Genomic DNA, 23775 nt, shown 5'->3' on the forward strand with positions numbered 1-23775 from the left:
CCCTAGGGCTGATTGAGCATCGCCAGCATGCGTGGCGCAATAAAGCGATGGAACGGCGCCACCGGCAGCATATACAGGCGGCCCAGCCAGTTGTGCGGGTGGACCAGGGTGGATAGCACCACCCGCCGGGCTCCTTGCGGGTCGAGTGGCATACGGTTGATGGCCAGGTACACGTCCAGGTGGCGGTCCTGGTCTACCAGCAGCACTTCGTCGGGGGTTTGCGACACCAGGGTGAAAATCCCCACCCGGTCGCCGGGTCGATAGTCGGCGTCCGCGCGTTGCAGGTCGATGCGGGTCAGCCTGCCGAGGTCCTTGAGGCCAAACAGTTGCACCAGTCGATTGCGCAGCGCCATGAGGCGGTCGATCCAAGCCGGCGTGCGGGCCATCAGCCGTAATCCGTGGCGCAAGGCGCTGCGCTCGCGGTCATCGGCCACGATGCTCTGGCAATCGATGAAACTGGCGCCCTTGGCATGGCGGGCAATGCTCGAGTCGGGCGGGAGGGCGCAGCGGCTGACGCTGGATTTCATGAGGTCTGTCCTTAGGCCATTGAGCGTAGGTGGTGCATTGTTATTTGGGTTCGACGAGGTAGCGCGCCAGGCTGTAGTGCCGTGTGCACTTGGGCATTTCGCACGAAAGCTCGATCAAGTGCCCGAGAAAGTGCAGGACATCCTCAAGTTTTTCCTTGCTCAGCGCGGTGCTCCAACAGAAATTCCACCGCGACATGGTTCTGTGATCCGGCACTGCGTACCGTGGATCAACCACATCGTCAAAGCGAATATGGCCGTGCGTCCACTCTTTGCCGGCCACGCACACGCCAAGCACATCGCTACGGTAGGTATAGAAGTCGTCAGCCGGCAGTTCTCGCAGTCTTTGCTTCTGTTCTGGCGTGGCCGGCGGATGGGTTTTAATCAGTTGCTGAATCTCTTCGCGTTCGCGTGCTTTGCGATTGAGGGCGTCGAAGGAACTGAAAAGCCTGGCGCCTTCTTGGCCGATGTCGAAGGACTGCGTGCCGTTCAAGACGCTCTTGATTTCAGTTTTTTCCTTCAGGTCGCTGTCAAAGCCAAACACGTAGTAGGGGATGGGTGTGGTGCTGAGCTTGTTTTCGTTCGGCCTTTTTCCATCGATCAATAGGTCGGGCTCGGCCAGACCCCTGTAGATCTGATCGACGCTGTAGGCATTGAGGTGGGCGTCCTCCCAGACCTGGGCGGTCAAGCGGCTTTTCACTTCAATGACGGCAATCACACATTCCCAAGGGAAGACCCCCGCATCGCTGCCGTTGACGAGTGCTGGCGCTATCCGGTCGATGTTGTACAGCACGACATCCACTTGCCTGGAGCGCTGACCCAGGTGATTGATGATTTCGCCGGTGCCGATGCCGATTTGCGGCGGCAGGAATGGCCGCAGGAATTGCTTGACGAACAACTCCCTGGCAGAGCCGCGCAGGGTGTTGTGCCCGAAGGCTGCATTGATGCTTTTGGACTCGACGATCAGCGCCGCCATTCTGGCGGTGACGTAGGCGGTCCACGGATTGGTGCTGGTGGGGGGCTGGCTCATCGAGCGCTGTCCTGTAGGGGCGGGCGAAGGGATGTCGGATGTCATTCTGCCATCTCTGGCGGCGGTTGGTCGAACCGACCTGCAGTCGGTTTTTTCGCCAGCGCTCGGGACCGCGCCAACCGAACGCAAAAAAGGCGCCCGAAGGCGCCAAAGGTTCACCCTACATTGAGGGAGCCGGGTGAAGCCGTCCACAGCAGAGGTCACGGTGGTAAGGCGTGACGGGAACGGAAGCGGGGCGCGCCGAAGGGCGGCGCGCTGGGGTTAATTGCCGAGCTTGACCTTGGTCCAGCCGCGGGTCATCAGGCGTTGCACGCTGATGGGCTGGTCGGGGATCGCATACAGGGTGGCGAGCACTTCCAGGGGCGGGTAGGACGCCGGGTCGTTGCGGATGGCCTCGTCCACCAACGGCGTGGCCGCGGCGTTGGCGTTGCTGTAGCCGACGCTGTTGGTGACCTCGGCGATGATGTCCGGGCGCATCAGGAAGTTCATGAAGGTGTAGGCATTGTCGACGTTGCTGGCGTCCCGGGGGATGGCCACCATGTCATAGAAACTGCCGGCGCCTTCCTTGGGAATGCTGTAGTCGATCTTCACCCCGTTGTTGGCTTCTTCAGCCCGGGCGCGGGCTTGCAGCACGTCGCCGGAGTAACCCACGGCCACGCAGATATTGCCGTTGGCCAGGTCCGAGATGTACTTGGAGGAATGGAAGTACGCCACCGAAGGACGGATCTTCATGAACACGGCCTGGGCCTGGGCGAGTTGGTCTTTGTCCTGGGTGTTCACCGGGTAGCCCAGGTAGTGCAGGGCCGCCGGCAGCATTTCGGTCGGCGAGTCGAGGAAACTGATGCCGCAGGCTTTTAGCTTCTCGGCGTTCCTGGGGTTGAACAGCAGGTCCCAGGAGTTCAGTGGCGCGTCGGTGCCCAGTGCCTGGCGGACTTTTTCCGGGTTGTAGCCGATGCCGATCGAGCCCCACATATAGGGGAAGGCATGGGCATTGTCGGGGTCGCTGGCGGCGGCGTTTTTCAGTAGCACCGGGTTGAGGTTCTTCCAGTTGGGCAGCCTGGATTTATCCAGCGGCTGGTAGACCCCGGCCTTGATCTGCTTGGCCAGGAAACTGTTGGACGGGACCACGATGTCGTAGCCCGACTTGCCGGCCAGCAGCCGCGCTTCCAGGGTTTCATTGCTGTCGAAAACGTCGTAGGTGACGTGGATGCCCGTCTCGGCCTCGAACTTTTTCAGGGTGTCGGGGGCGATATAGTCCGACCAGTTATAGACGCGCAGCACCTTGTCGTCGGCCTGGGCGCCGCCAGCCATGGCGCCCAACAGGGACAGTGTGAGCAGAGTCCTGCCAAACCTTTTCATGCATCCAACTCCATTTCTTGTTGTGGGGTAAAACGCGACGGCCTAGGCCGTCGCTGGTGTCCGTTGTGGCTGCTGGGGTTGCGGCTGCCAGGTTTCGCTGGCGGTCTGGTCCATGGCTTCCTGGATCGCACGCTTGCGGTTGGCTTCGGCCTTGCGGCTGAAATACCAGACCATGAAGGTCACCAGGGACACCGCCAGCAGAATCAGGCTGGCCACGGCATTGATCTCCGGTTTGACCCCCAGGCGCACGGCGGAGAACACTTCCATCGGCAGGGTGGTGGAGCCGGGCCCGGAGACGAAGCTGGCGAGCACCAGGTCATCCAGGGACAAGGCGAACGACATCATGCCGCCCGCCGCCAACGACGGCGCGATCATCGGAATGGTGATCAGGAAAAACACCTTCAGCGGCCGTGCGCCAAGGTCCATGGCCGCTTCTTCGATGGACAGGTCCAGCTCGCGCAAGCGCGCCGATACCACCACTGCCACATACGCGGCGCAGAAGGTGGTGTGGGCGATCCAAATGGTGACGATGCCACGTTCCTGGGGCCAGCCGATCATCTGCGCCATCGCCACGAACAGCAGCAACAGCGACAGACCGGTGATCACTTCCGGCATCACCAGCGGCGCGGTCACCAGGCCGCCGAACAGGGTCCGGCCCTTGAAGCGCGTGACCCGGGTCAGCACGAAGGCGGCCAGGGTGCCCAAGGCCACGGCAGCCACGGCGGTGTAGCAGGCGATCTCCAGGGAGCGGGCCACCGAGCCCATCAACTGGGTGTTGTCCAGCAGGCCCAGGTACCACTTGAGCGACCAACCGCCCCACACCGTCACCAGCTTGGATTCGTTGAACGAGTAGATCACCAGAATCAGCATCGGCAAGTAGATGAACAACAAGCCGAGCACCAGCATCAAGGTCGAAAAATTGAAACGCTTCATGCCCGTGCCTCCATTTCTTTGGCCTGGCTGCGGTTGAACAGCAAGATAGGAATAATCAGGATCGCCAGCATCACCACCGCCAGGGCGGACGCCACCGGCCAGTCGCGGTTATTGAAGAACTCCTGCCACAGCACGCGTCCGATCATCAGCGTCTCCGGGCCGCCGAGCAGTTCCGGGATCACGAACTCGCCCACCACCGGGATGAACACCAGCATGCAACCGGCCACGATGCCGTTCTTGGCCAGGGGCACGGTGATTTTCCAGAAGTTGTTGAAGTTGCTCGAACCCAGGTCCGAGGCGGCTTCCAGCAAGCTCTGATCGTGCTTGACCAGGTTGGCGTACAGCGGCAGCACCATGAACGGCAGGTAGGCGTAGACTACGCCGATATAGACCGCTGTGTTGGTGTTAAGGATTTCAACCGGGCTCGAGGTCAGGCCGCTCCACATCAGGAAGGCATTGAGCAGGCCGTTGTTGCTGAGGATGCCCATCCAGGCATAGACGCGGATCAGGATCGCGGTCCAGGTCGGCATCATGATCAGCAACAGCAACACGTTCTGCGTTTCCTTGCGCGCCTTGGAAATCCCGTAGGCCATGGGGAAACCGAGCACCAGGCACATCAAGGTGCTGAGCAGGGCGATCTTCAGCGAACCCAGGTAGGCCGAGATGTACAAGTCGTCGGCGCCGAGCAGGCTGTAGTTACCCAGGTTGAGCAGTACCTGGAATTTCTGGTCGACGAAGCTGTAGATCTCCGAGTAGGGCGGGATCGCCAAGGCCGCTTCGGAGAAGCTGATCTTCATCACCAGGAAGAACGGCAGCATGAAAAACAGGAACAGCCAGAGGAAGGGAATGCCGATCACCAGCTTGCGACCGCTGGGCAGCACACGGGACAACGCCTTATGGACAGTGCTCATGGTCGACGTACTCATGCTCGCAGTACCACGCCGCTGTCGTCTTCCCACCATACGTAGACCTGATCGCCCCAGGTCGGCCGCTGGCCACGGCGCTCGGCGTTGGCCACGAACGATTGCACCAGCTTGCCGCTCGGCAACTCGACGTAGAACACCGAATGGCCGCCGAGGTAGGCAATGTCATGCACTTTGCCGCTGGACCAGTTGTGCTCGCAGGTTGGCATCTGGGTAGTGACCAGCAGTTTCTCCGGGCGGATGGCGTAGGTCACCGACTTGTCTTCCACCGCAGTGGCGATGCCGTAGCCCACGTAGATGTCGCGGTCCAGGTCCGGGCACTGGAGCACCGCGTGGCCTTCGGCGTCATCGATCACCTGGGTGTCGAAGATATTGACGTTGCCGATGAACTCGCACACCAGGCGGCTCACCGGGGCTTCGTAGATGTCCACTGGGCTGCCGAGCTGGGCGATCCAACCCAAGTGCATGATGGCGATGCGTTGGGCCATGGTCATGGCCTCTTCCTGGTCGTGGGTCACCATCACGCAGGTCACGCCCACCCGTTCGATGATTTCCACCAGCTCCAGTTGCATCTGCGAGCGCAGCTTCTTGTCCAGGGCGCCCATGGGTTCGTCGAGCAGCAGCAGTTTCGGACGCTTGGCCAGGGAACGGGCCAGGGCCACGCGTTGGCGCTGGCCGCCGGAGAGCTGGTGGGGCTTGCGCCGGGCGTACTGGGTCATGTGCACCAGCTTGAGCATTTCCTCGACCCGCGCCTCGATCTCGCTGGCCGGCAGGCGGTCCTGCTTGAGACCGAACGCGATGTTCTGGGCCACGGTCATGTGCGGGAACAGGGCGTAGGACTGGAACATCATGTTGATCGGCCGCTCATAGGGCGGCATATCGGTGATGTCCACGCCATCCAGCAGGATGCGGCCTTCGGTGGGGCGCTCGAAACCGGCGAGCATGCGCAGCAGGGTGGACTTGCCAGAGCCCGAACCGCCGAGCAGGGCGAAGATCTCGCCCTGGTGGATTTCCAGGGACACATCGTCCACGGCCACGGTTTCATCGAACTTCTTGGTCACGCGGTCGATCTTCATCAGTACCTTTTGCGGTTGCTGATGACCTTCCAGAGCCTTGCGATAAATGCTGGAGGCGTTTGCCATGTGAAACTCCCAACAGGTCGTCGGGCCAATGCGGCCTGACTTAATAAGGTTGATTGCAAACCTGCACGCTCAGTGCCGTGCAGGTTTATTCGGCGCCGCCATCCTGGCTGCCTGGCCTTGCTTGTTGTTGTTCAGGTGTTGCCGTTCACGCCGCACGGCGAGCGCACACGGGTGTGCGCGCGCCGCGTGGGCAGGGCGTGTCAATCGGTGAATCAGTGCTTGCAGCCCTGTGCGGGCCGCCTTGGGTTAAAGGGGCCGGCGCTGCGCGGCATGTCGCCGGCAGGCATCGCCAAAGGCCTGGAAAATACGCAGGTACGCCGGGTTCGACAGGACCTGCCATTCCGGGTGCCACTGCACGCCGAAGGCAAATGCCTGGCTGTGCTCCACGGAAACAGCTTCGATCAGGCCATCCGGAGCGATGGCCTCGACCCGCAGGCCATCGCCCAGACGGTCGATGCCCTGACTGTGGATCGAGTTGACCTGGATCTCGCCGGCCAGCCCCATGGCCTCGAACGCGCCGCCGGGCTGGATCGCCACCGGGTGCGCCGGGGCGTACTGGACTTCGATACGCGGGTCGTCGGCTTCACGGTGGTCCCGATAGCCCGGCAGTTCATGCACCTTCTGGTGCAGGCTGCCGCCAAAGGCCACGTTCATTTCCTGGAAGCCGCGGCAGATACCGAGGACCGGCACGCCGGCCGCCACTGCTGCGCGCAACAGGGGCAGGGTGGTGGCGTCGCGCTGCGGATCATGGGCGGTACCCGGCGCGCTGGGAGGGCCTTGATAGTGGAAAGGTTCGACATTGGACGGCGAGCCGGTAAACAGCAGGCCGTCGACGTAGTGCAGCAGATCCTTGATCTCGCAAAGGTCCGCCAGGGAAGGGATGATCACCGGCAGCCCGAGGGCCGCGACGCTGACAGCGCGCAAATACTTGTCGCCGCTGACATGGTAGGGGTGCAAGCCAATCTCTTTGACGCACGCTGTAACACCGATCAATGGCTTGAGTGCCATTTTTATCACCTCGAAATTCACGCTGGACGAGTTTTTCCAGAGCTTATCTCCGTTGATTTTAATTAACAACTTTCATGTAAAAAATTCTAAACGCCTCTAGGGGTGAAAGTGACGATTGGTTGGGTGTGCGCCCGGTGATGGTCTTGAGAGTGTCAATATAATTAACGTGTGGCGGCCATCGTTCGCTATTGACTTCACTTTGCCTTTCGGATTGACTGCTGCGACCCAATAGCTTTGAACATAATAATTAACACATAGGTGCATCATGTCGGTCCCACTGCGTACCGTTCAGCTCAACGAAGCCAACGCCTTTCTGAAAAAACACCCTGAAGTCCTCTACGTCGATCTGCTGATTGCAGACATGAACGGCGTGGTGCGCGGCAAGCGCATCGAGCGCACCGCGCTGCACAAGGTGTACGAAAAAGGCATCAACCTCCCCGCGTCGCTGTTCGCCCTGGACATCAACGGCTCCACCGTGGAAAGCACCGGCCTGGGCCTGGATATCGGTGACTCCGACCGCATCTGCTACCCAATCCCCGACACCCTGAGCATCGAGCCCTGGCAGAAACGCCCCACCGCGCAACTGTTGATGACCATGCATGAACTCGAAGGCCAGCCGTTCTTCGCCGACCCACGGGAAGTGCTGCGCCAGGTGGTGAGCAAGTTCGACGAAATGGGCCTGACCATCTGCGCCGCGTTCGAGCTGGAGTTCTACCTGATCGACCAGGACAACGTGAACGGCCGTCCGCAAGCACCACGTTCGCCGATCTCCGGCAAGCGCCCGCATTCGACCCAGGTCTACCTGATCGATGACCTCGACGAATACGTCGATTGCCTGCAAGACATCCTTGAAGGCGCGAAAGAGCAGGGCATCCCCGCCGACGCCATCGTCAAGGAAAGCGCGCCGGCGCAGTTCGAGGTCAACCTGCACCACGTCAGCGACCCGATCAAAGCCTGCGACTACGCGGTACTGCTCAAGCGCCTGGTGAAAAACATCGCCTACGACCACGAGATGGACACCACCTTTATGGCCAAGCCCTATCCGGGCCAGGCCGGTAACGGTTTGCACGTGCACATCTCGATCCTCGATAAAAAAGGCAACAACATCTTCGCCAGCGAAGACCCCGAGACCAACGACGCCCTGCGCCACGCCATCGGCGGTGTGCTGGAAACCCTGCCGGCGCAGATGGCGTTCCTGTGCCCGAACGTCAACTCCTACCGCCGTTTCGGCGCGCAGTTCTATGTGCCGAACTCGCCGAGCTGGGGCATCGACAACCGTACCGTGGCCGTGCGCGTGCCGACCGGTTCGGCGGATGCCGTGCGCATCGAGCACCGGGTCGCCGGCGCCGACGCCAACCCGTATCTGCTGATGGCCTCGGTACTGGCCGGTATCCACCACGGCCTGACCAACAAGATCGAACCGGGGGCGCCGGTCGAAGGCAACTCCTACGAGCAGAACGAACAGAGCCTGCCCAACAACCTGCGCGACGCCCTGCGTGAGCTGGACGACAGCGAAGTCATGGCGCGCTACATCGACCCGCTGTACATCGACGTGTTCGTGGCGTGCAAGGAAAGCGAGCTGGCCGAGTTCGAGAACTCGATCTCCGACCTTGAATACAACTGGTACCTGCACACGGTCTGACGGCCCTCCCTCTTTTTGCGTTGAGCACACCCTATGACCAAGCATCGCAATGACTGGGAGCAGTACTTCCAGTCCCTGACCCTTGAAGGCCGGGCCTTTATCGACGGCGCGTACCGTTGGGCCGCCAGCGGCGAGACCTTTGACAGCATCAGCCCGGTGGACGGGCGTTTTCTGGCCAAGGTCGCCAGCACCGATGAGGCCGACGCCGACGCGGCGGTGCTCGCCGCACGCCGGGCGTTCGAGTCGGGCACCTGGCGCCTGCTGGCCCCGGCGGCGCGCAAGCGCGTGCTGGTCCGGTTCGCCGATCTGATCCTCGAGCACCAGGAAGAACTGGCGCTCCTGGAAACCCTGGACATGGGTAAGCCGATCGGCGACTCCATGGCCATCGACGTGCCGGCCACCGCCAACGCGATCCGCTGGAGCGCCGAGGCCATCGACAAGCTCTACGACGAAGTGGCGCCCACGCCCCACGACCAGTTGGGTCTGATCACCCGCGAGCCCTGCGGCGTGGTGGCGGCCATCGTGCCGTGGAACTTCCCGATGATCATGGCCAGTTGGAAGTTCGCTCCGGCCCTGGCGGCGGGTAACTCGTTCATCCTCAAGCCTTCGGAAAAGTCGCCGCTGACCGCGATTCGCCTGGCCCAGCTGGCACTCGAGGCCGGTATTCCCCCAGGCGTGTTCAACGTGTTGCCGGGTTACGGCCACACGGTTGGCAAGGCGCTGGCCCTGCATAACGATGTGGACGTGCTGGCCTTTACTGGTTCCACCGGGGTGGCCAAGCAACTGCTGGTGTATTCCGGCCAGAGCAATATGAAGCGGGTATGGCTGGAGGCCGGCGGCAAGAGCCCCAACGTGGTGTTCGCCGATGCCCCCGACCTGCGCGCCGCGGCAGAAGCCGCAGCGGCCGGGATTGCCTTCAACCAGGGCGAAGTCTGCGTGGCCGGTTCGCGGCTGCTGGTACAGCGTTCGATCCGCGAGCCGTTCATCGCGTTGCTGGTGGAGGCGCTGCAGGCCTGGAAACCGGGGCATCCCCTGGACCCGGCGACCAAGGTCGGCGCAGTGGTCGATCAGCGACAACTGGACAACGTGTTGCGCTATATCGAGATCGGCAAGGAGCAGGGCGCTCAACTGCTGGTTGGCGGCCAGCGCACCCTGCAAGACACCGGCGGCCAGTATGTGGAGCCGACGCTTTTCGACGGCGTCACCAACGCCATGACCATCGCCCGCGAAGAAATCTTCGGCCCGGTGTTGTCGCTGATCAGCTTCGACACCGAGGAAGAAGCGCTGTCCATCGCCAACGACAGCATCTTCGGCCTGGCGGCTGCGGTGTGGACCGCCGACCTCAGTCGCGCCCACCGCTTTGCCCGGGGCCTGCGCGCCGGCAGCGTATGGGTCAACCAATACGACGGCGGCGACATGACTGCGCCATTCGGCGGCTTTAAACAGTCGGGCAATGGCCGCGACAAGTCGCTGCACGCCTTTGACAAGTACACCGAGCTCAAAGCCACCTGGATCAAGCTCTAAGCCCAAATAACAACGGCGATTGCCGGCCCGCGCCGGCCAATCGCCAGGGAGTCTCAACCATGCAAACCCATGTCAACAGCTACTATGCCGCGACCCGCAACTACACCGGCGACTTCCCTGTGCTCGAAGAGTCGGTGGACTGCGATGTCTGTGTGATTGGCGCCGGCTATACCGGCCTGTCTTCAGCGCTGTTCCTGGCGGAAGCCGGCTACAGCGTCACCGTGCTCGAAGCGGCCAAGGTCGGCTTTGGCGCCAGCGGGCGCAACGGCGGGCAACTGGTCAACTCCTACAGCCGCGATGTGGATGTCATCGAACAGCGCTACGGCGAAAAGAGCGCCGAAATCCTCGGCAGCATGATGTTCGAAGGCGCCGATATCATTCGCCAGCGTATCCAGCACTACGACATCCAGTGCGACTACCGCCAGGGCGGGATCTTCGCTGCGCTGAACAAAAAGCAATTCAAAGGCCTGGCCGAACAGAAAAGCAGCTGGGAGCGCTACGGCAACCGCAACCTGCAACTGCTCGACGCCAAGGACATGGCCCGTGAAGTGGGTTGTGAAAACTACGTCGGCGGTCTGCTGGACAAGCAGGGCGGCCACGTCCATCCGCTGAACCTGGCCCTGGGCGAAGCCAGCGCCATCATCGGTCTGGGCGGCAGGATCTTCGAACAGTCGGCGGCCGAGAACATCACCTACGGCGAACCCAACGTGGTGCGCACCGCCAAGGGCGTGGTTCGCGCCAAGTACCTGCTGATCGCCGGCAACGCCTACCTGCCGCAGAATCTCGACCCGCGGGTGACCCGCAAAAGCATGCCCTGCGGTTCGCAGATCGTGGTCACCGAGCCGCTCTCGGAGAAAGTCGCGCGCAGCCTGATTACCCACAACTACTGCGTCGAAGACTGCAACTATCTGCTCGACTATTACCGCCTGACCGCTGACAACCGTCTGCTCTACGGCGGCGGCGTGGTCTATGGCGCCCGCGAGCCCCACGACATCGAACAGCTGATCCGGCCGAAGATCCTCAAGACCTTCCCGCAACTGAAAAACGTCAAGATCGACTACCGCTGGACCGGCAACTTCCTGCTGACCATGTCGCGCATGCCGCAATTCGGCCGTATCGAAAAGAACGCCTACTATATGCAAGGTTATAGCGGCCACGGCGTCACCTGTTCGCACCTGGCGGGCAAGCTGATCAGCGAAGTGATCCGCGGTGATGCCGAGCGTTTCGACGCCTTTGCCTCCCTGCCACACATGCCGATGTTCGGCGGCCGCACCTTCCAGGCCCCGCTGACGGCCATGGGCGCTGCCTACTACGCCCTGCGCGACCGCTTCGGTATTTGACCTGTCCGTTGCCTGAGCGCCGCAAGCCCCGGCCCACGCCTTATTCGGCGGGGGCTGCGGGCTTTGTTTTGTTCCTGCACACAGGCTTGTCCGGCACCGCTACAGCTCTATCCATAAACGTGATTTAATAGCCCCCTTTCAGGTTTCCGGGCCAGACAATCGGCGAAATTCGCCACCTTGCCGGCCCGCACCCACCTCGGCTCTCGCAGAGCTATCGCCACCGATAAACGCCGCTACAGTCACCTCCTTACATAAGGCAGCTATGGACACGGGTACCCGACTCAAACTCGTTCGCGAAAGCTACAAACTCTCCCAGCGCGAGCTGGCCCGTCGTAGCGGCGTGACCAACGCCACCATTTCCCTGATCGAACAGAATCGCGTCAGCCCCTCCGTCAGCTCCTTGAAAAAGCTGCTGGAAAGCATCCCCATGTCCCTGGCGGACTTCTTCACCTTCGACCAGCCGCCACGGGAACACCAATACGTCTTCCGCGCCAACGAACAGCCCGACCTGGGCCGCGACGGCTTGCGCCTGTTGCTGGTGGGCGCACCGATCCCCAGCCGCCAGATGCGCTTTCTGCGCGAGCAATACGCCCCCGGCGCCAGCTCCGGCGAAGAGCCGATCGTGCATGTCGAAGGCGAGGAGTGCGGCCTCGTCACCCGTGGCACCGTCGAACTCACCGTTGACGGTCAGGTCAGCATCCTTAACCCAGGGGATGGCTATTACTTCCCCACCACCTTGCCCCACCGGTTTCGCAATATCGGACAGGACGAGGCGGAGATCATCAGCGCGAATACGCCGGCTAACTTCTAGGTCGGGGTTTGGAGAGGGGGAGGCGGCTGGCGACATTGCCCAGCCAGGCAGACCCCCCTCCCACAAGCGGGAGAGGGGAAGACGAGCCAGTGGCTCAGCGTGTCGCCACGCTGGCGACATCCGCCGCCTTCGCGGCAGGCTTGGAGAACTTCCATGCGTCGCCGGCCGGGGCCGTGCCCTTGTCATAGGGCTTGGCCAGCAGCATGTACAGGAAGCCCGAACCCACCACCACCACGGTAGTCAGGATCATCGAGTAGTTGATGTACCAGGCGGCATCCGGGCTGCGCGGCCAAACCATGTTGACGATGGCGGCGACGCCGTAGATCAGCGCCGCAAGGTTCACCAACAGGCCCCAGCCGCCCAGGCTGAACTGGCCGCTCGGTCGCCAGCCCTTGGCGCGGGCAATCAGCGCGGCGACGACGATCAGTTGGAAGGCGACGTAGATACCGATCGCGGCAAAGCCGACGATGGTGGCCACGGCGTCGGCCATGAACAGCCCCAGGCACACGATGGCGGCCGGCACCACACCGCTGACCACCAGGGCGAAAGACGGCACGTGGTTGGCGGAAAGGCGCTTGAGCAGGTGGCTGCCGACAATCATCTCGTCACGGGCGTAGGCGAACAGCAGGCGGCTGGCGGCGGCTTGCAGGCTGAGCACGCAAGAGATAAAGGACACCATCACCACCGCCATGACCAGTTTCGAGCCCACCGGACCGAAGGCATTGGCGAGGATAGTGGCAACCGGGTCGGTGTCCACGCCGGCGATGACCTTCTGGATGTCCGGTACCGCGAGGATCAGCGCCAGGCAGGCAAACATCGCTGCGGAGCCGCCGATGTAAATGGTCATGCGCATGGCCTTGGGGATGCGCTTGCCGGGGTTGGGGGTTTCTTCGGCCACGTCGCCGCAGGCCTCGAAGCCGTAGTACTGAAACAGCCCGGCCAGGGACGCGGCGAGGAACGCCGGCAGGTAGGAACCGTTGACGTTGATCCCGAAGGTGTCGAACAGCACGCTGAACGGCTGGTGGCGTTCGAACAGCAACAGGTAAACGCCCACCAGGATGGCGCCGACCAGTTCGCAGAGAAAACCGAACATGGCCACGCGCGCCAGCAGTTGGGTACCCACCAGGTTGAGGCCGGTGGAGAGCAGGATCAGCACCAGGGCGATGTAGATGTTGGCGTTGGCATGGGGCTCGAAGCCCAGCATGGCGGCAAGGTACGGACCGGCGCCGATGGCCACGCCGGCGATGGTGGCGCAGAGCGCCCAGGCGTAGACCCAGCCGACCATCCACGCCCAGCGTTTGCCCACCAGGCGCCGTGCCCAGGGGTAGGCGCCGCCGGAGATGGGGAATTGCGAAACCACTTCACCGAAGACCAGGCATACCAGCAATTGGCCGAGGCCGATCAGCAGGTAGGACCAGAACATCGGCGGGCCGCCGGCCGCGAGGCACAGGCCGAACAAGGTGTAGACGCCGACCACCGGCGACAGATAGGTGAAGCCGAGCGAGAAGTTTTCCCACAGGCTCATGCTGCGGTCGAAGTTAGAGCTGTAGCCGAGCGCACGCAGTTGCTCGGCGTCCTGGTCGATGGTGGCGGCTGCACGCGCCGCAGAAGACCCACTCATATTATTTTTCCTCATTTGAATGGCAGTCGTTTGCTTGGGCGGCGGGCTCAGGCCCGCCGGTGCTCATGGAAGAGCTTTTTTGTTGTTATCGGTAACGCTCGGTCAGACGGCCTTGACCACTTTCTCGTCGCTGCCGTCGTCGAACTGCGATAGCCACTCGACGGTGGCATCGCGGTAACGGGTGAAGCCTTTGTAGTCCACCAGGTCCTGGTTGAGGGACTTGAGCACGCGGTGCATGCGCTTGGCCCAGGCGGGGTTAGTGGCGATGTCTTCCAGGTTCAGCAGGTAGGTGCGGATCGGGAACACGATGGCGTTGCTGCGCGGCAGACGGTGCAGGGGCTGCAGCTCGATACGCAGGTAGACCCGCTTGCCGGCGTTCTCGGCAGTCACCAGGGTGCGGTCCGGCGCCCAGTCCGGCAGGCTCTCGGCGGAGACGTCCAGGCGCGGGTTGACGGTCAGCGACCAGTTCAAGCGTCGCACCGGGTGGCCGCAACGCAGACGCAGGAGGAATTTCAACGCGCGGTCGAGCATCCCGGTTTCCTTCACCAGCGGCACCGGCCCGTGGAACTCGTGCCAGGCCATGCCGAGGTTGAAACGCAGGGAGTAATCGGCGCGCTGGGTGGCGATGCCGGCGCCCCAGTAAAGCGTGCCGTCGCGCTCCTCTTGCAGGACCCAATCACCCTGGGCCTGGCGGGTGATGTACTCCATCGGCTCGTAGGGCAGGGTGGTCGGATCGCCGAAGGTGAAGGTGTCGTCGATGCCCAGCAGCTTGTTGGTCCAGTGCCAGCGGGTGCCGTCACGCTCGAGGGTGAAATATTCGGGATAGTCCTGGGCATAGGCCTCCATGATCAGCTCGAGCAGGTCCCACTGTGCCTCCATCATGTGCGGCGCCGAGACGTAGTGCATGCCCGGGTCTTTCTCCAGGGTGATGGCACGGTCGCGGCATTCGCTGATGTAGTGTTCGTCGATGTCGAAGATGGCCCTGAATGCACCGTCGCCCACCGAGACATGGGGCTCCAGGTTCATCGAGTACATGTACTCGTCGTCCGGGAACGGGAAGGGCGCGCGGGCGATGCACTCGGGGCTGTTCGCGTAGGTGTAGTCGTCGCGATAGGTTTCGTCGGGGCGGAATTGAATGGTCATGGTCGTTCTCCGTTCAGCAGTCGATGACCAGTCGCGAGCACTTGGCACGCGACACGCAGGGCATGATTTTCTTGTTGGTGGCCTTGTCTTCGTCGGACAGCCAGTCGTCGGTGTGGAGAATCTCGCCGTCCAGTTCGAGCACGGTGGTCTCGCACATGCCGCAGGCACCGCCACGGCACAGGTAGGGCAGCTCGTGGCCAGCGGCCTCGGCGGCTTCCAGCAGGCTCTGGTCGGGCGAGACCTCGATGGTCGCGCCGCTGCGCGCCAGGGTCACGCTGAACGCGGCGCCGGAGCTGCCTTGTTCGAGGAAACGCTCATAGTGGATGTGGCTGTCGGTCCAGCCATGGGCGTGGGCGCTGTCGATCGTCGCCTGGATCATGCCTTCCGGGCCACAGACATACACGTCGCTGCCCAGCGGGCGGTCGGCCAGTACGGCGTGGATGTCCAGGCGCTCGCCACGGTCGTTGTGATACAGGCGCACCGCATTGCCATAGTCGCGTCGCAACTCTTCACCCAGGCGTGCGTGTTCGGTGCCGCGCACCGCCAGGTGAACTTCGAAGGGCGTGCCGCGCAGGCGTAACTCGGCCAACTGCGAGCAGATCGGCGTAATGCCCACGCCGCCGGCGATGAACAGGTGCAGGCGCGCATGTTTGCTCAGTGGAAACAGGTTCACCGGGCGCAGGATTTCCAGCTCGTCGCCTTCCTTCACTGCGTTATGCATGCGCTGGGAACCGCCGCGACCGTCTTCCACGCGACGCACGGCGATCTGGTAGGCGCTGGCGTCGTAGGGCGAGCTCATCAGCGAATAGGCGTTGCGGTAGGTGCCGGTTTCGTGGGGGATCAGCACCACCACGTTGCTGCCGCCGGAGAACGGCGGAAGGTGCCCGCCATCGCGGGAGACCAGGGTGAAGCGCTTGATCTCCGGGGTGACCGCCTCGATGCGGGCGACGCGGACGTTGAGGGTTCCGGTGGACTGGCTCATGTGTCGAGTTCCTCGGTTTCCGGCAACTCGCCGGGGACTTCAGCGTCGGCCTTCACCGCCTGGAAGGCGGCGAGGCGGCGGGAGTAGTGATCGCGGACCACCAGGGTGCGCGCGCAGTGCGGGCATTCGAAGACGCGCTGGGTGACGTTCTCGGTGTAGCCGTCGCAGTGCACGCACCAGACGCGACGCACGAACGAGCCGCAGTGCTCGCGCAGCACTTCATCCGTGTTCAGGTTGATCGCGGTGGCGGCCTGCATGGCGGTGCCGATGAAGCTTTCCGAACCTGCCAGGTACAGGCGCGAGCCCATACGCGACTGTTCGAGCAACACGTGCAGGTCGTCGACCAGGGCGCGGTTGCTCGTGTAGACACGCAACTCCACGCCGTCGACAGCCTGGAGCGCTTCCAGGTGGTTGTGCCCGGAGAAGCTCTCTGTGGAATAGAGCACGCGGATCGGTGCGGTGCGCGGCATTTCGGCGAGCAGGCGGAGCAGGGTGCTGCCACCGCTGCCCTGGCCCGCGATGATGTGGTGGTTACCACCGCAAAGCGGGCGAAGGTCGTCATAGACCGGCCGGCTCTTGATACCTGTTATCAGCATTATTGTTGTGCCTCCAGAGCTGCCGGGCCTCACAGGGCCCGGTTTCGATGCAATGACCCACTCAGGTGGATGGGTTGCAGTTCACTGGAGCATGGACTGTGCCAATTATTTAAATCATTGAAAGTAAAGGGATTTGTTTTTGGGCGTGGGGTGGGGTGTAGGCAGAAATGAAATGCCCTGTTGGCATTCTCGCAGCGCTGTGGGGATACACGGGGAGGAAAAACGGCCGCGCCTGGCACATCCCTGTGCCCTTGGAATCAGTCGCGTTGCAGCTTGCGAATCAGGGTGCCGACGTCAATGCCGAGCTGCTGCGCGGCCTTGCGTTTGCTGCCCTGGCTCTGGACCGCCTGCAGGATCATCTGGCGTTCGAAGCGTTGCACCTGGGCCTTGAGCGGGTTGCCGGCTTCCTCACCGGTCGGCGCCTGGCCTTGGGTGTCGACCTGTTCCGTGGCGGGGCGGGCGAATACCGGGGTGGCGAGGCCGAGCAACTCCGGTGGCAGGTGGTGTTCCTGGGCCTCTTCGTCCGCCAGCACGGCCAGGCGCTCGAAAACATTCACCAACTCGCGGATATTGCCGGGATAGTCGTAGTTCATCAGGCGCTGGCGACAGCCGTTGGCGAGCCGCAAGATGGGCTGGCGGTCGCGGTTGATGCGCATCAGGAGGATATCCATGAGCACCGGCAAGTCTTCCAGGTGCTGGCGCAACGGCGGAATTTCGATCGGCAGCACCGCCAGGCGGTAGTAGAGGTCGGCGCGAAATTCGCCGGTTTCCACCAGGCGGCGCAGGTCCTTGTTGGTGGCGGCGATGACTTGCACCTGGACCGTCTTGGAGAGGGGCGAGCCCACCGATTGGATCGTGCCGTCTTCAAGAAACTTGAGCAGTTTGGCCTGCACATGCAGGGGGATTTCGCCGATCTCGTCGAGGAACAAGGTGCCGCCGGAAGCGCTCTCGATATAGCCGCGCTTGCCGCCCTGCAACGCGCCGGTGAAGGCGCCGCGCTCATAGCCGAACATCTCGGACTCGAACAGGCTGTCGGGGATGCTGCCGCAGTTCACGTGGATGAAAGGGCGGTCGCCCCAGCCGGCGGCACGGTGGATGTGCCGGGCAATGGCGGTTTTGCCGACGCCCGACTCGCCCAGCAGCAGCAGGCGGGCGCGGCGGCGGAAGGCGCGCACGCCGGTGTCGGCGATGCTGGAGAGCAGCGGCGAAAGGTGCAGGGCGTTGTCCTGCGGGTCGCCCAAGCCGTTGTCCGGCGTCGGGGTGAACGCCTGTTGCGAGGGGCGGCGCTGGTTCTCGCGCCCATCGAAGTCATGCTGGACCAACAGGGTGTAAGGCTTCTCGTAGGCACCGGTGGGCACCGCTTGACTGCTGGTGAGAAACATCCGGCCGTCGCGGGAGCGGGTCAGCGCACGGGTGGCGCCACGGCCCACGGCCTGTTGGAAGTCGTCGAAGCTCAAGGCGGAGCGCTGGAAAAATTCGACCATGGGCAGGCCGACGGCCTCCTGACGGGACAGGCGGTTGACCCGCTCGGCGGCAAGGTTGAGGAAGCGCAGCCGCGATTCGCCGTCACAGAGGATGATCGCCTCGCTGAAACTGTCGAGCAGCGCATGCAGGGCCGGGGTTTCCAGGAGTGCGCAGAGCACGTCGCTGCTGACGTTCACCGAGGAGCGCATGCCCATTTTCAAGGATGGCAGGAGGGTTTTCTCGATCATGGATGCAACTCACTGCTGTGTCGGGCCGCCCGCAGCACAGCGACCTTCCAGGCCACCCCTTCCTGCATGAGAATCCGCGAACAGTGGACGTTGTACAGCTGGGGCCGACCGCTCAGGTCCGGGAGCTGCACGCTGCGCCATGTGCGCTCGGGCAGTGACTGATCCAGCAAGGCACGGGCGATGCCGGCGCCCTGGGTGATGCCAAAGGTGTGCTCGAAGGCGGCGTTGCGCCATTGCGGCTGGAGGGCTTCGTCGATCACCACCACCGCGTCGGGCACTGCATCGAACACCCGGCGCAACGCATCGATGCGCTGCTCGGCGTCGTGCTGCACCCGCAACTCCTGGCTGACATCGCGGATGCTGCCCCACATGCGCGACAACTGGCCGTTGTGGATGCTGGCGCGCACGTCATTTTCCACATAGGCGGGGGAACCATCGTGGCGACGGTCCACCGAGAGCGCACCGTCGACGCAGAAGTCGGTTTCCACCAGGCGGCGCACGAACTCCTCGTTGGCCGGGCTGCGTGGCCAATAGAGGCGCACCGGCTGCTGGTTGAAGTCGACATCCGCCGGCATCTCATAGACGTCGGCCATGGCACGGTTGCACATACGCCAGTGGGAACGGTTTTCGAACACCTGGCGGACCACCTCGTCGGGGGCGCCGGTGATGTCCACGGGATCGAGCCATTCGATGCACCAATAGGCCACCTTGGCGCTATAGAGCATCTGGCTCATGACTTCGTTGGCGTTCTGCAGTTCGTTCAGGCGGTGATTCAACGGCCCCAGCGGCATGAGTGCGAGATGCACGGTCGGAACGCGCGCCTCACCCCACTCGAACAGGCCACTGGCAAGCACCGGGTACAGGCTATTGCCGTGACGGATCAAGGTCAGTTCCAGGTGATGCAGTTTTTCATCCGGCGGGGGGCTGGCAAAAAGGTTGTGCAGCAGGTGTACGGACTCGGCCGAGAAGATCCGTTCTATCCTGAAATTGCGCAGTTCGGCGGCCACATAGCCAAGCTGGTCGCTCAACGACACCGAGGCATCGAGGAGCTGCCCATTCTCGGCGACAGAACAGGTGTGAAGGACGCCTCGGTCAGCAAGCGTTTGAAGTATTTGCATGGTTGGCCCGGGTCGAGGAGATGAACAAATGAAGGGCGCCGCACAATATGTGCCAACTCCCAGCGCCTGCTATCTCTGGGGCGGCCGCGAGATCAAGCCTTTCAGGTGTTGCATTATTGCAGCACAGATTGTCGAAATTGCAGCGTTCCCCCATCGGTCGGCCGACAGGTGGGCGCGCAGGGCCCCGGAGGCAATTCAATCCATTCGGATGCACTGCGGCCGGCAGGCCAAAATAGACGAATTGCCACACAGTCAGTGCTGATATTCTGCGCTAGCTTTTCGAAGCCTGAGAGTGAGCTACAGTTCGACCAAAGCATCCGCATGCTGACGCTGAAGACCTGCTTAAAACCAGATAGACAACGGGTAGGCTGAATGGAAGTGCAGGGAAGTATGATTCGCCGCGCGCAGGCAACCGCTGATGATGATCGATTGCGCACCCTCGAGAGTGTGCTCGGGTGCCTGTCCGTTGCGGTTGTCGCACTGGATTGTGACGCGCGGGTGGTGGCGGTGAATTCCGCGTTCGCACATCTGCACATCCATAAGGGTGTTTGTCCGGCAGTGGGCAGTGCGTTTGTTTCCTTTCTGCGGCCTGAAGACCATCGGCTGTTCGACGCCGCGCTGGAAGCAGGCGCGGCGGGAAAACCACACGCTCGTTTTGCCGCGCTGAGTACGGGCTTGTGCCGGCTGGACATCTCGTTGACGGTGTGGCGCGACGATTATTTTATTGTCGAGGTCATTGCCGACCCGCAGCCGTCGCCCCCGCCATCCAGTGCCGAACGCTTCGCGGACATTCCGCTACGGTCCATTTTCGACTCCTCCGGTACTGGTCTGGCGCTGGTGTCGCTGGACGGTCGTTGGCTGCGGGCCAATGGGGTGATTTGCACGCTGCTGGGGTACAGCGAAGCACAACTGCAAGCCACCACGTTCATGGCCCTGACCCACCCCGACGACCTTGAGGTCGGCAAGCAGTTGATCGACGAACTCAAGCGCGGGGCAAGGCCTGGGGCTACGTTGCATAAACGCTATATCCATCGTGACGGGCGCGTGGTGTGGGTGCGCTTGACGGTGGGACTGGTCCGCGACGATCAAGGGCAGCCGACGTGTTTTGTCTCCCAACTGGAGGACATCACTGAGAACTGGCAGCTTCGCGAAACGCTGATGGGCAGCGAGCTCAAATTTCTCACCCTCGCGGAAAACTCACCCAACATCATTGTCCGTTACGATCGCAACCTGTTGCGCACTTACGTCAACCCGACATTTTTGCTCTTGACCGGCATGTCTTACGACGAGTCGATCGGCGTAAGCCCGGCAGAGGATGACAGGGGCTATTTCAACCGACTGCGCCATGTGGTCGCGACCGGCGAAACCGCGCAATTTCTGGACAGTTGGTCCCTCTCGGACAGCCGCGAGTCTGTCAGCTGTGCGGTCAGCCTGACGGCCGAGCGCAGCCAGAGCGGCGAGGTGATCGGCGTGTTGGCGCTGGCCCACGACATTACGGAGTTGCGCAAGCAACAAGTCCTTGAAGACGCACGCTTGGGTATTTTCGAAAAAATGGCCTCAGGGGCATCCCTGGAGGACACGCTGGCGTTACTGGTGGGCTATCTGCAATTGGCCTTGCCCAGTCGATCCTGCAGGGTCCAGCTCGCAGAGCCGCGCGGCCCTGAGTCGGCCACCCATGAGGGGGCTGCGGCGCTGGCCGCCAGCAGTCTCGCTGCCGGCTGGTCCGAGCCGATCATCGACAAACAAGGTCATGTCCTTGGCACTTTCGAGGTGTCCCAGACGCCTGGCTCCGCGCCGGATGAGAGCGACATCCAGCGCGTGCGCCAGACGTGTCATATCGCAGCGATCGCGATCGAGCGCTGGCGATCAGAGTCGTTGCTCCGGGAGCGCGAGCGTCGTTACCGGGACATTTTCGACCACACGCTGGACATGCTTTGCTTGTTGGAAATGTCCCCGGACGCTTGCCTGCGTTGTGTCGAGGTCAACCCCGCGTTGTTACGCGCCCTGGGCAAAGCGCATGGCGATGTGATCGGAGAGTCCCTGGCGTCGATCTTCGGTCGCTTGAGCGCGCAAACAATCCAGGCGCTGTGCGAGCGCTGCACTGCTGCCGGACGGGTGGTGGAGTCCGATGAGTGCATGGTGCTGCGCCACGATGTCCGTCAACTGCACTTGACCCTGGTGCCGGTGGTGGACTCGGCGCGTCTGGCTCCCCAGATCCTGGTGATCAGCCGTGACATCACCCAGTTGACCAGGGCCCGCCAGAAAGAACTCGAACGCCAGCACGACATCAACACACTGGTAGAAAACAGCCCGGACGCAGTCGCGCGGTTGAGCGCCCATGGCGACGTGCTCTACGTCAATGCACGGTTGCGCACATGGCTGGGCGGGGCGGGTCCGGAGCTGGTGGGAATGCCCATGGACGCCGTGGCGCCGGGGAATCATCAAGCCCAACTGTTTCGCGAATTGGTCGCCCAAGTGATTCATGAAAACAAAGCGACGGAACAAGAATTCCGCCTTTCGGGATTAACCACCGCGCCCAAAGTGGTGCTGATCCACTTCGTGCCGGAGCTCGACGGCCAGCGGGTCGTCAGCGTGCTGGCGGTGGGGCGGGATATTTCCAAGCTGCGCGCCGCCGAACGGCGCCTGGCCAAATCCAATGCACACCTGCGCGATCTGTCGACCCGCCGGGAAACGGCACGGGAAGAGGAGCGCAAACTGATCGCCAGGGAGATCCATGATGAACTTGGCCAGCACCTTACGGCGCTGCGCATGGGCATCTCCCTGTTGAGGTTTCAGTTCGGCGCCTCAACCCCCGAGCTGACCCCGCAGGTCGAGCGGCTGATGGCCCTGACCGACAAGACGATCCAGGTCGTACGTGACGTCTCCACCAGCCTGCGCCCGTCGGCGTTGAACCTGGGGCTGGTGTCCGGCCTTGAGTGGCTGACCAGCGAATTCGTCACCTTGACCCGGGTTCCCTGTGTGTTGCACCTGCCCTCGATTCCCCTGATGCTCCCCGATACCCACGTCACCGCCGCGTTTCGCATCGTGCAGGAGTCGCTGACCAACATTGCGCGGTATGCCGAAGCGACGCAGGTCAGCGTCACCCTGAGCCCGCAGGAAACCCACTGGCTGCTGGAGGTCGAGGACAACGGCAAGGGCTTCGACCCGGAAGCCGTCACCCGCCAGACCCTGGGGTTGGCCGGGATGCGCGAGCGGGGCGTGATGCTGGGCGGCAAAGTGATCATTTTCAGCCATCCCGGACACGGCACTACGGTGCAGGCGTTCATTCCGATGCACAAGGATACGTACTCATGATTCGCCTGTTGATCGCCGATGATCACACCATCATGCGCGAAGGACTCAAGCAACTGTTTACGCTGGTGCCCGACGTGCAAGTCGTGGCCGAAGCCGAAAGTGGAACGCAGTTGATCGAGCTGCTGCGCCAGGTGGAGATCGACCTGCTGCTGCTCGATATGAACATGCCCGGTATCAGCGGCGAGATTCTGATTGCCCGACTGCATACCCAGTACCCCGGGCTGCCGATCCTGGTGTTGAGCATGCATAACGAAATCCACATCGCACAACGCGCCCTGCGTGCCGGTGCGTTGGGCTATCTCACCAAGGACCGCGACCCCGAGACCCTGTTGGCCGCCATGCGCCGAGTGGTCAGCGGTCAGCGTTACCTGGACCCGGCCCTGGCGGAGCAGATTGCCCTGCAGAGCAGTGGACTCAAGCAGCAGACCTACGTCGAGAGCCTGTCCGATCGCGAGTTCCAGATTCTGCGCTTGCTGGCCCATGGCATGAGTGTCAACCAGATTGCCGAGCAACTGGTGATCAGCAACAAAACGGTCAGTACCCACAAGACTCGGCTCATGGAAAAGATGGGATTCAACTCGACAGCGGACATCGTTCGCTTCGCCATGACCTTGGGGATTTCGTGATCGGCACGCTCGGGTAGGGATTTTCCTACCCGGCCTCCCGGTATCCCTACTCTAGAATCGGGATGGTCTGATGGTAGGGGTGCCATTATTGGGCCAGCATTCCTTTCAAGCACTCGAACTGCCGATCAACCGGCGACGAGATGCTCTGACTGGGAGACCGACCTTGAGCGCACAGACCACCCCCCCCTCGGCTGCCTTGACACTGTTTCCCGTGGCCTTGGCCGGTCTGCTCGGCGGTTTTGCGATTGCCTACAGCAACGGTTTCAGCATGGCGGCGGCAGGGGCGGGGAGTCTGTTGCTGGCGCTGTGTCTCGGCCTGGGCCTCTGGGCGAATAGGCGTCACCAGGCGCATTGGAACAGCCTGCGCCTGCTGCTCGATCAACCGGCGGTGGCCTCGGCGACATTGGCCGTCGATAGCGGCCTGTC

Annotated in this window: 19 protein-coding genes; 6 read left to right on the top strand and 13 right to left on the bottom strand. The window is 62.6% G+C overall.

Features of this window, described 5'->3' with window-relative positions:
• Positions 1–2: 2 nt before the first annotated feature.
• From BLR63_RS06835 to BLR63_RS06865, 7 genes are all read right to left on the bottom strand, one after another.
• Positions 3–527, bottom strand: coding sequence for a DUF2867 domain-containing protein (locus BLR63_RS06835; protein ID WP_010563071.1), 525 nt, complete (start codon positions 525–527; stop codon positions 3–5).
• Between the two features lie 40 nt (positions 528–567).
• On the bottom strand, positions 568–1599 hold the full coding sequence (locus BLR63_RS06840; RefSeq protein ID WP_197676789.1) for a DUF6602 domain-containing protein: 1032 nt from the start codon (positions 1597–1599) through the stop codon (positions 568–570).
• 216 nt (positions 1600–1815) lie between these two features.
• Complete coding sequence (locus BLR63_RS06845; RefSeq protein ID WP_010563069.1) at positions 1816–2913, bottom strand: polyamine ABC transporter substrate-binding protein; 1098 nt, start codon at positions 2911–2913, stop codon at positions 1816–1818.
• A gap of 42 nt (positions 2914–2955) precedes the next feature.
• Positions 2956–3846 (bottom strand): ABC transporter permease subunit, encoded by an 891-nt coding sequence (locus tag BLR63_RS06850; protein ID WP_010563068.1) that lies wholly within the window; start codon positions 3844–3846, stop codon positions 2956–2958.
• Positions 3843–4724, bottom strand: coding sequence for an ABC transporter permease subunit (locus BLR63_RS06855; protein WP_162097523.1), 882 nt, complete (start codon positions 4722–4724; stop codon positions 3843–3845). The genes BLR63_RS06850 and BLR63_RS06855 overlap by 4 nt, the downstream gene beginning before the upstream one ends.
• 44 nt (positions 4725–4768) lie before the next feature.
• Positions 4769–5911 (bottom strand): ABC transporter ATP-binding protein, encoded by a 1143-nt coding sequence (locus tag BLR63_RS06860; RefSeq protein WP_010563066.1) that lies wholly within the window; start codon positions 5909–5911, stop codon positions 4769–4771.
• 246 nt (positions 5912–6157) lie between these two features.
• Complete coding sequence (locus BLR63_RS06865) at positions 6158–6919, bottom strand: gamma-glutamyl-gamma-aminobutyrate hydrolase family protein (protein ID WP_010563065.1); 762 nt, start codon at positions 6917–6919, stop codon at positions 6158–6160.
• A gap of 265 nt (positions 6920–7184) precedes the next feature.
• On the opposite strand from BLR63_RS06865, the gene BLR63_RS06870 reads away from it, so the two are divergent.
• The 4 genes from BLR63_RS06870 (at position 7185) to BLR63_RS06885 (ending at position 12236) form a co-directional block, all read left to right on the top strand.
• The gene (locus BLR63_RS06870) at positions 7185–8561 is read left to right on the top strand and encodes a glutamine synthetase family protein (protein ID WP_010563064.1); all 1377 of its coding nucleotides are present in this window, start codon (positions 7185–7187) and stop codon (positions 8559–8561) included.
• A gap of 33 nt (positions 8562–8594) precedes the next feature.
• Positions 8595–10085, top strand: a complete 1491-nt coding sequence (locus BLR63_RS06875; RefSeq protein WP_010563063.1) for an aldehyde dehydrogenase — start codon at positions 8595–8597, stop codon at positions 10083–10085.
• Between the two features lie 59 nt (positions 10086–10144).
• Positions 10145–11425, top strand: coding sequence for an NAD(P)/FAD-dependent oxidoreductase (locus BLR63_RS06880; protein WP_010563062.1), 1281 nt, complete (start codon positions 10145–10147; stop codon positions 11423–11425).
• A 262-nt stretch (positions 11426–11687) separates the two neighbouring features.
• The gene (locus tag BLR63_RS06885; RefSeq protein WP_010563061.1) at positions 11688–12236 is read left to right on the top strand and encodes a cupin domain-containing protein; all 549 of its coding nucleotides are present in this window, start codon (positions 11688–11690) and stop codon (positions 12234–12236) included.
• A 94-nt stretch (positions 12237–12330) separates the two neighbouring features.
• On the opposite strand, the gene BLR63_RS06890 is transcribed toward BLR63_RS06885, so the two are convergent.
• The 6 genes from BLR63_RS06890 to BLR63_RS06915 form a co-directional block, all read right to left on the bottom strand.
• Positions 12331–13857 (bottom strand): APC family permease, encoded by a 1527-nt coding sequence (locus tag BLR63_RS06890; protein ID WP_010563060.1) that lies wholly within the window; start codon positions 13855–13857, stop codon positions 12331–12333.
• Positions 13858–13959: 102 nt separating this feature from the next.
• Entirely contained in the window at positions 13960–15000 is a 1041-nt protein-coding gene (locus BLR63_RS06895; RefSeq protein ID WP_010563059.1) for a heme-dependent oxidative N-demethylase family protein, read from the bottom strand.
• Between the two features lie 13 nt (positions 15001–15013).
• Positions 15014–15982 (bottom strand): PDR/VanB family oxidoreductase, encoded by a 969-nt coding sequence (locus BLR63_RS06900; RefSeq protein ID WP_010563058.1) that lies wholly within the window; start codon positions 15980–15982, stop codon positions 15014–15016.
• Positions 15979–16578, bottom strand: coding sequence for a dimethylamine monooxygenase subunit DmmA family protein (locus tag BLR63_RS06905; protein WP_010563057.1), 600 nt, complete (start codon positions 16576–16578; stop codon positions 15979–15981). Before BLR63_RS06905 ends, BLR63_RS06900 begins: the two co-directional genes overlap by 4 nt.
• A gap of 257 nt (positions 16579–16835) precedes the next feature.
• Positions 16836–18290: a sigma-54 interaction domain-containing protein gene (locus BLR63_RS06910; RefSeq protein ID WP_010563056.1), complete on the bottom strand. Its 1455-nt coding sequence runs from the start codon at positions 18288–18290 to the stop codon at positions 16836–16838.
• Complete coding sequence (locus BLR63_RS06915) at positions 18287–19408, bottom strand: PAS domain-containing protein (protein ID WP_042946421.1); 1122 nt, start codon at positions 19406–19408, stop codon at positions 18287–18289. The genes BLR63_RS06910 and BLR63_RS06915 overlap by 4 nt, the downstream gene beginning before the upstream one ends.
• Before the next feature lie 390 nt (positions 19409–19798).
• Between BLR63_RS06915 and BLR63_RS06925 the strand changes: the two genes are divergently transcribed.
• Positions 19799–22723, top strand: a complete 2925-nt coding sequence (locus BLR63_RS06925; protein ID WP_010563053.1) for a PAS domain-containing sensor histidine kinase — start codon at positions 19799–19801, stop codon at positions 22721–22723.
• On the top strand, positions 22720–23349 hold the full coding sequence (locus BLR63_RS06930; protein WP_010563052.1) for a response regulator: 630 nt from the start codon (positions 22720–22722) through the stop codon (positions 23347–23349). The genes BLR63_RS06925 and BLR63_RS06930 overlap by 4 nt, the downstream gene beginning before the upstream one ends.
• Positions 23350–23775 lie beyond the last annotated feature (426 nt).

The sequence above is a fragment of the Pseudomonas extremaustralis genome, from assembly GCF_900102035.1.
GTDB lineage: Bacteria > Pseudomonadota > Gammaproteobacteria > Pseudomonadales > Pseudomonadaceae > Aquipseudomonas > Aquipseudomonas extremaustralis.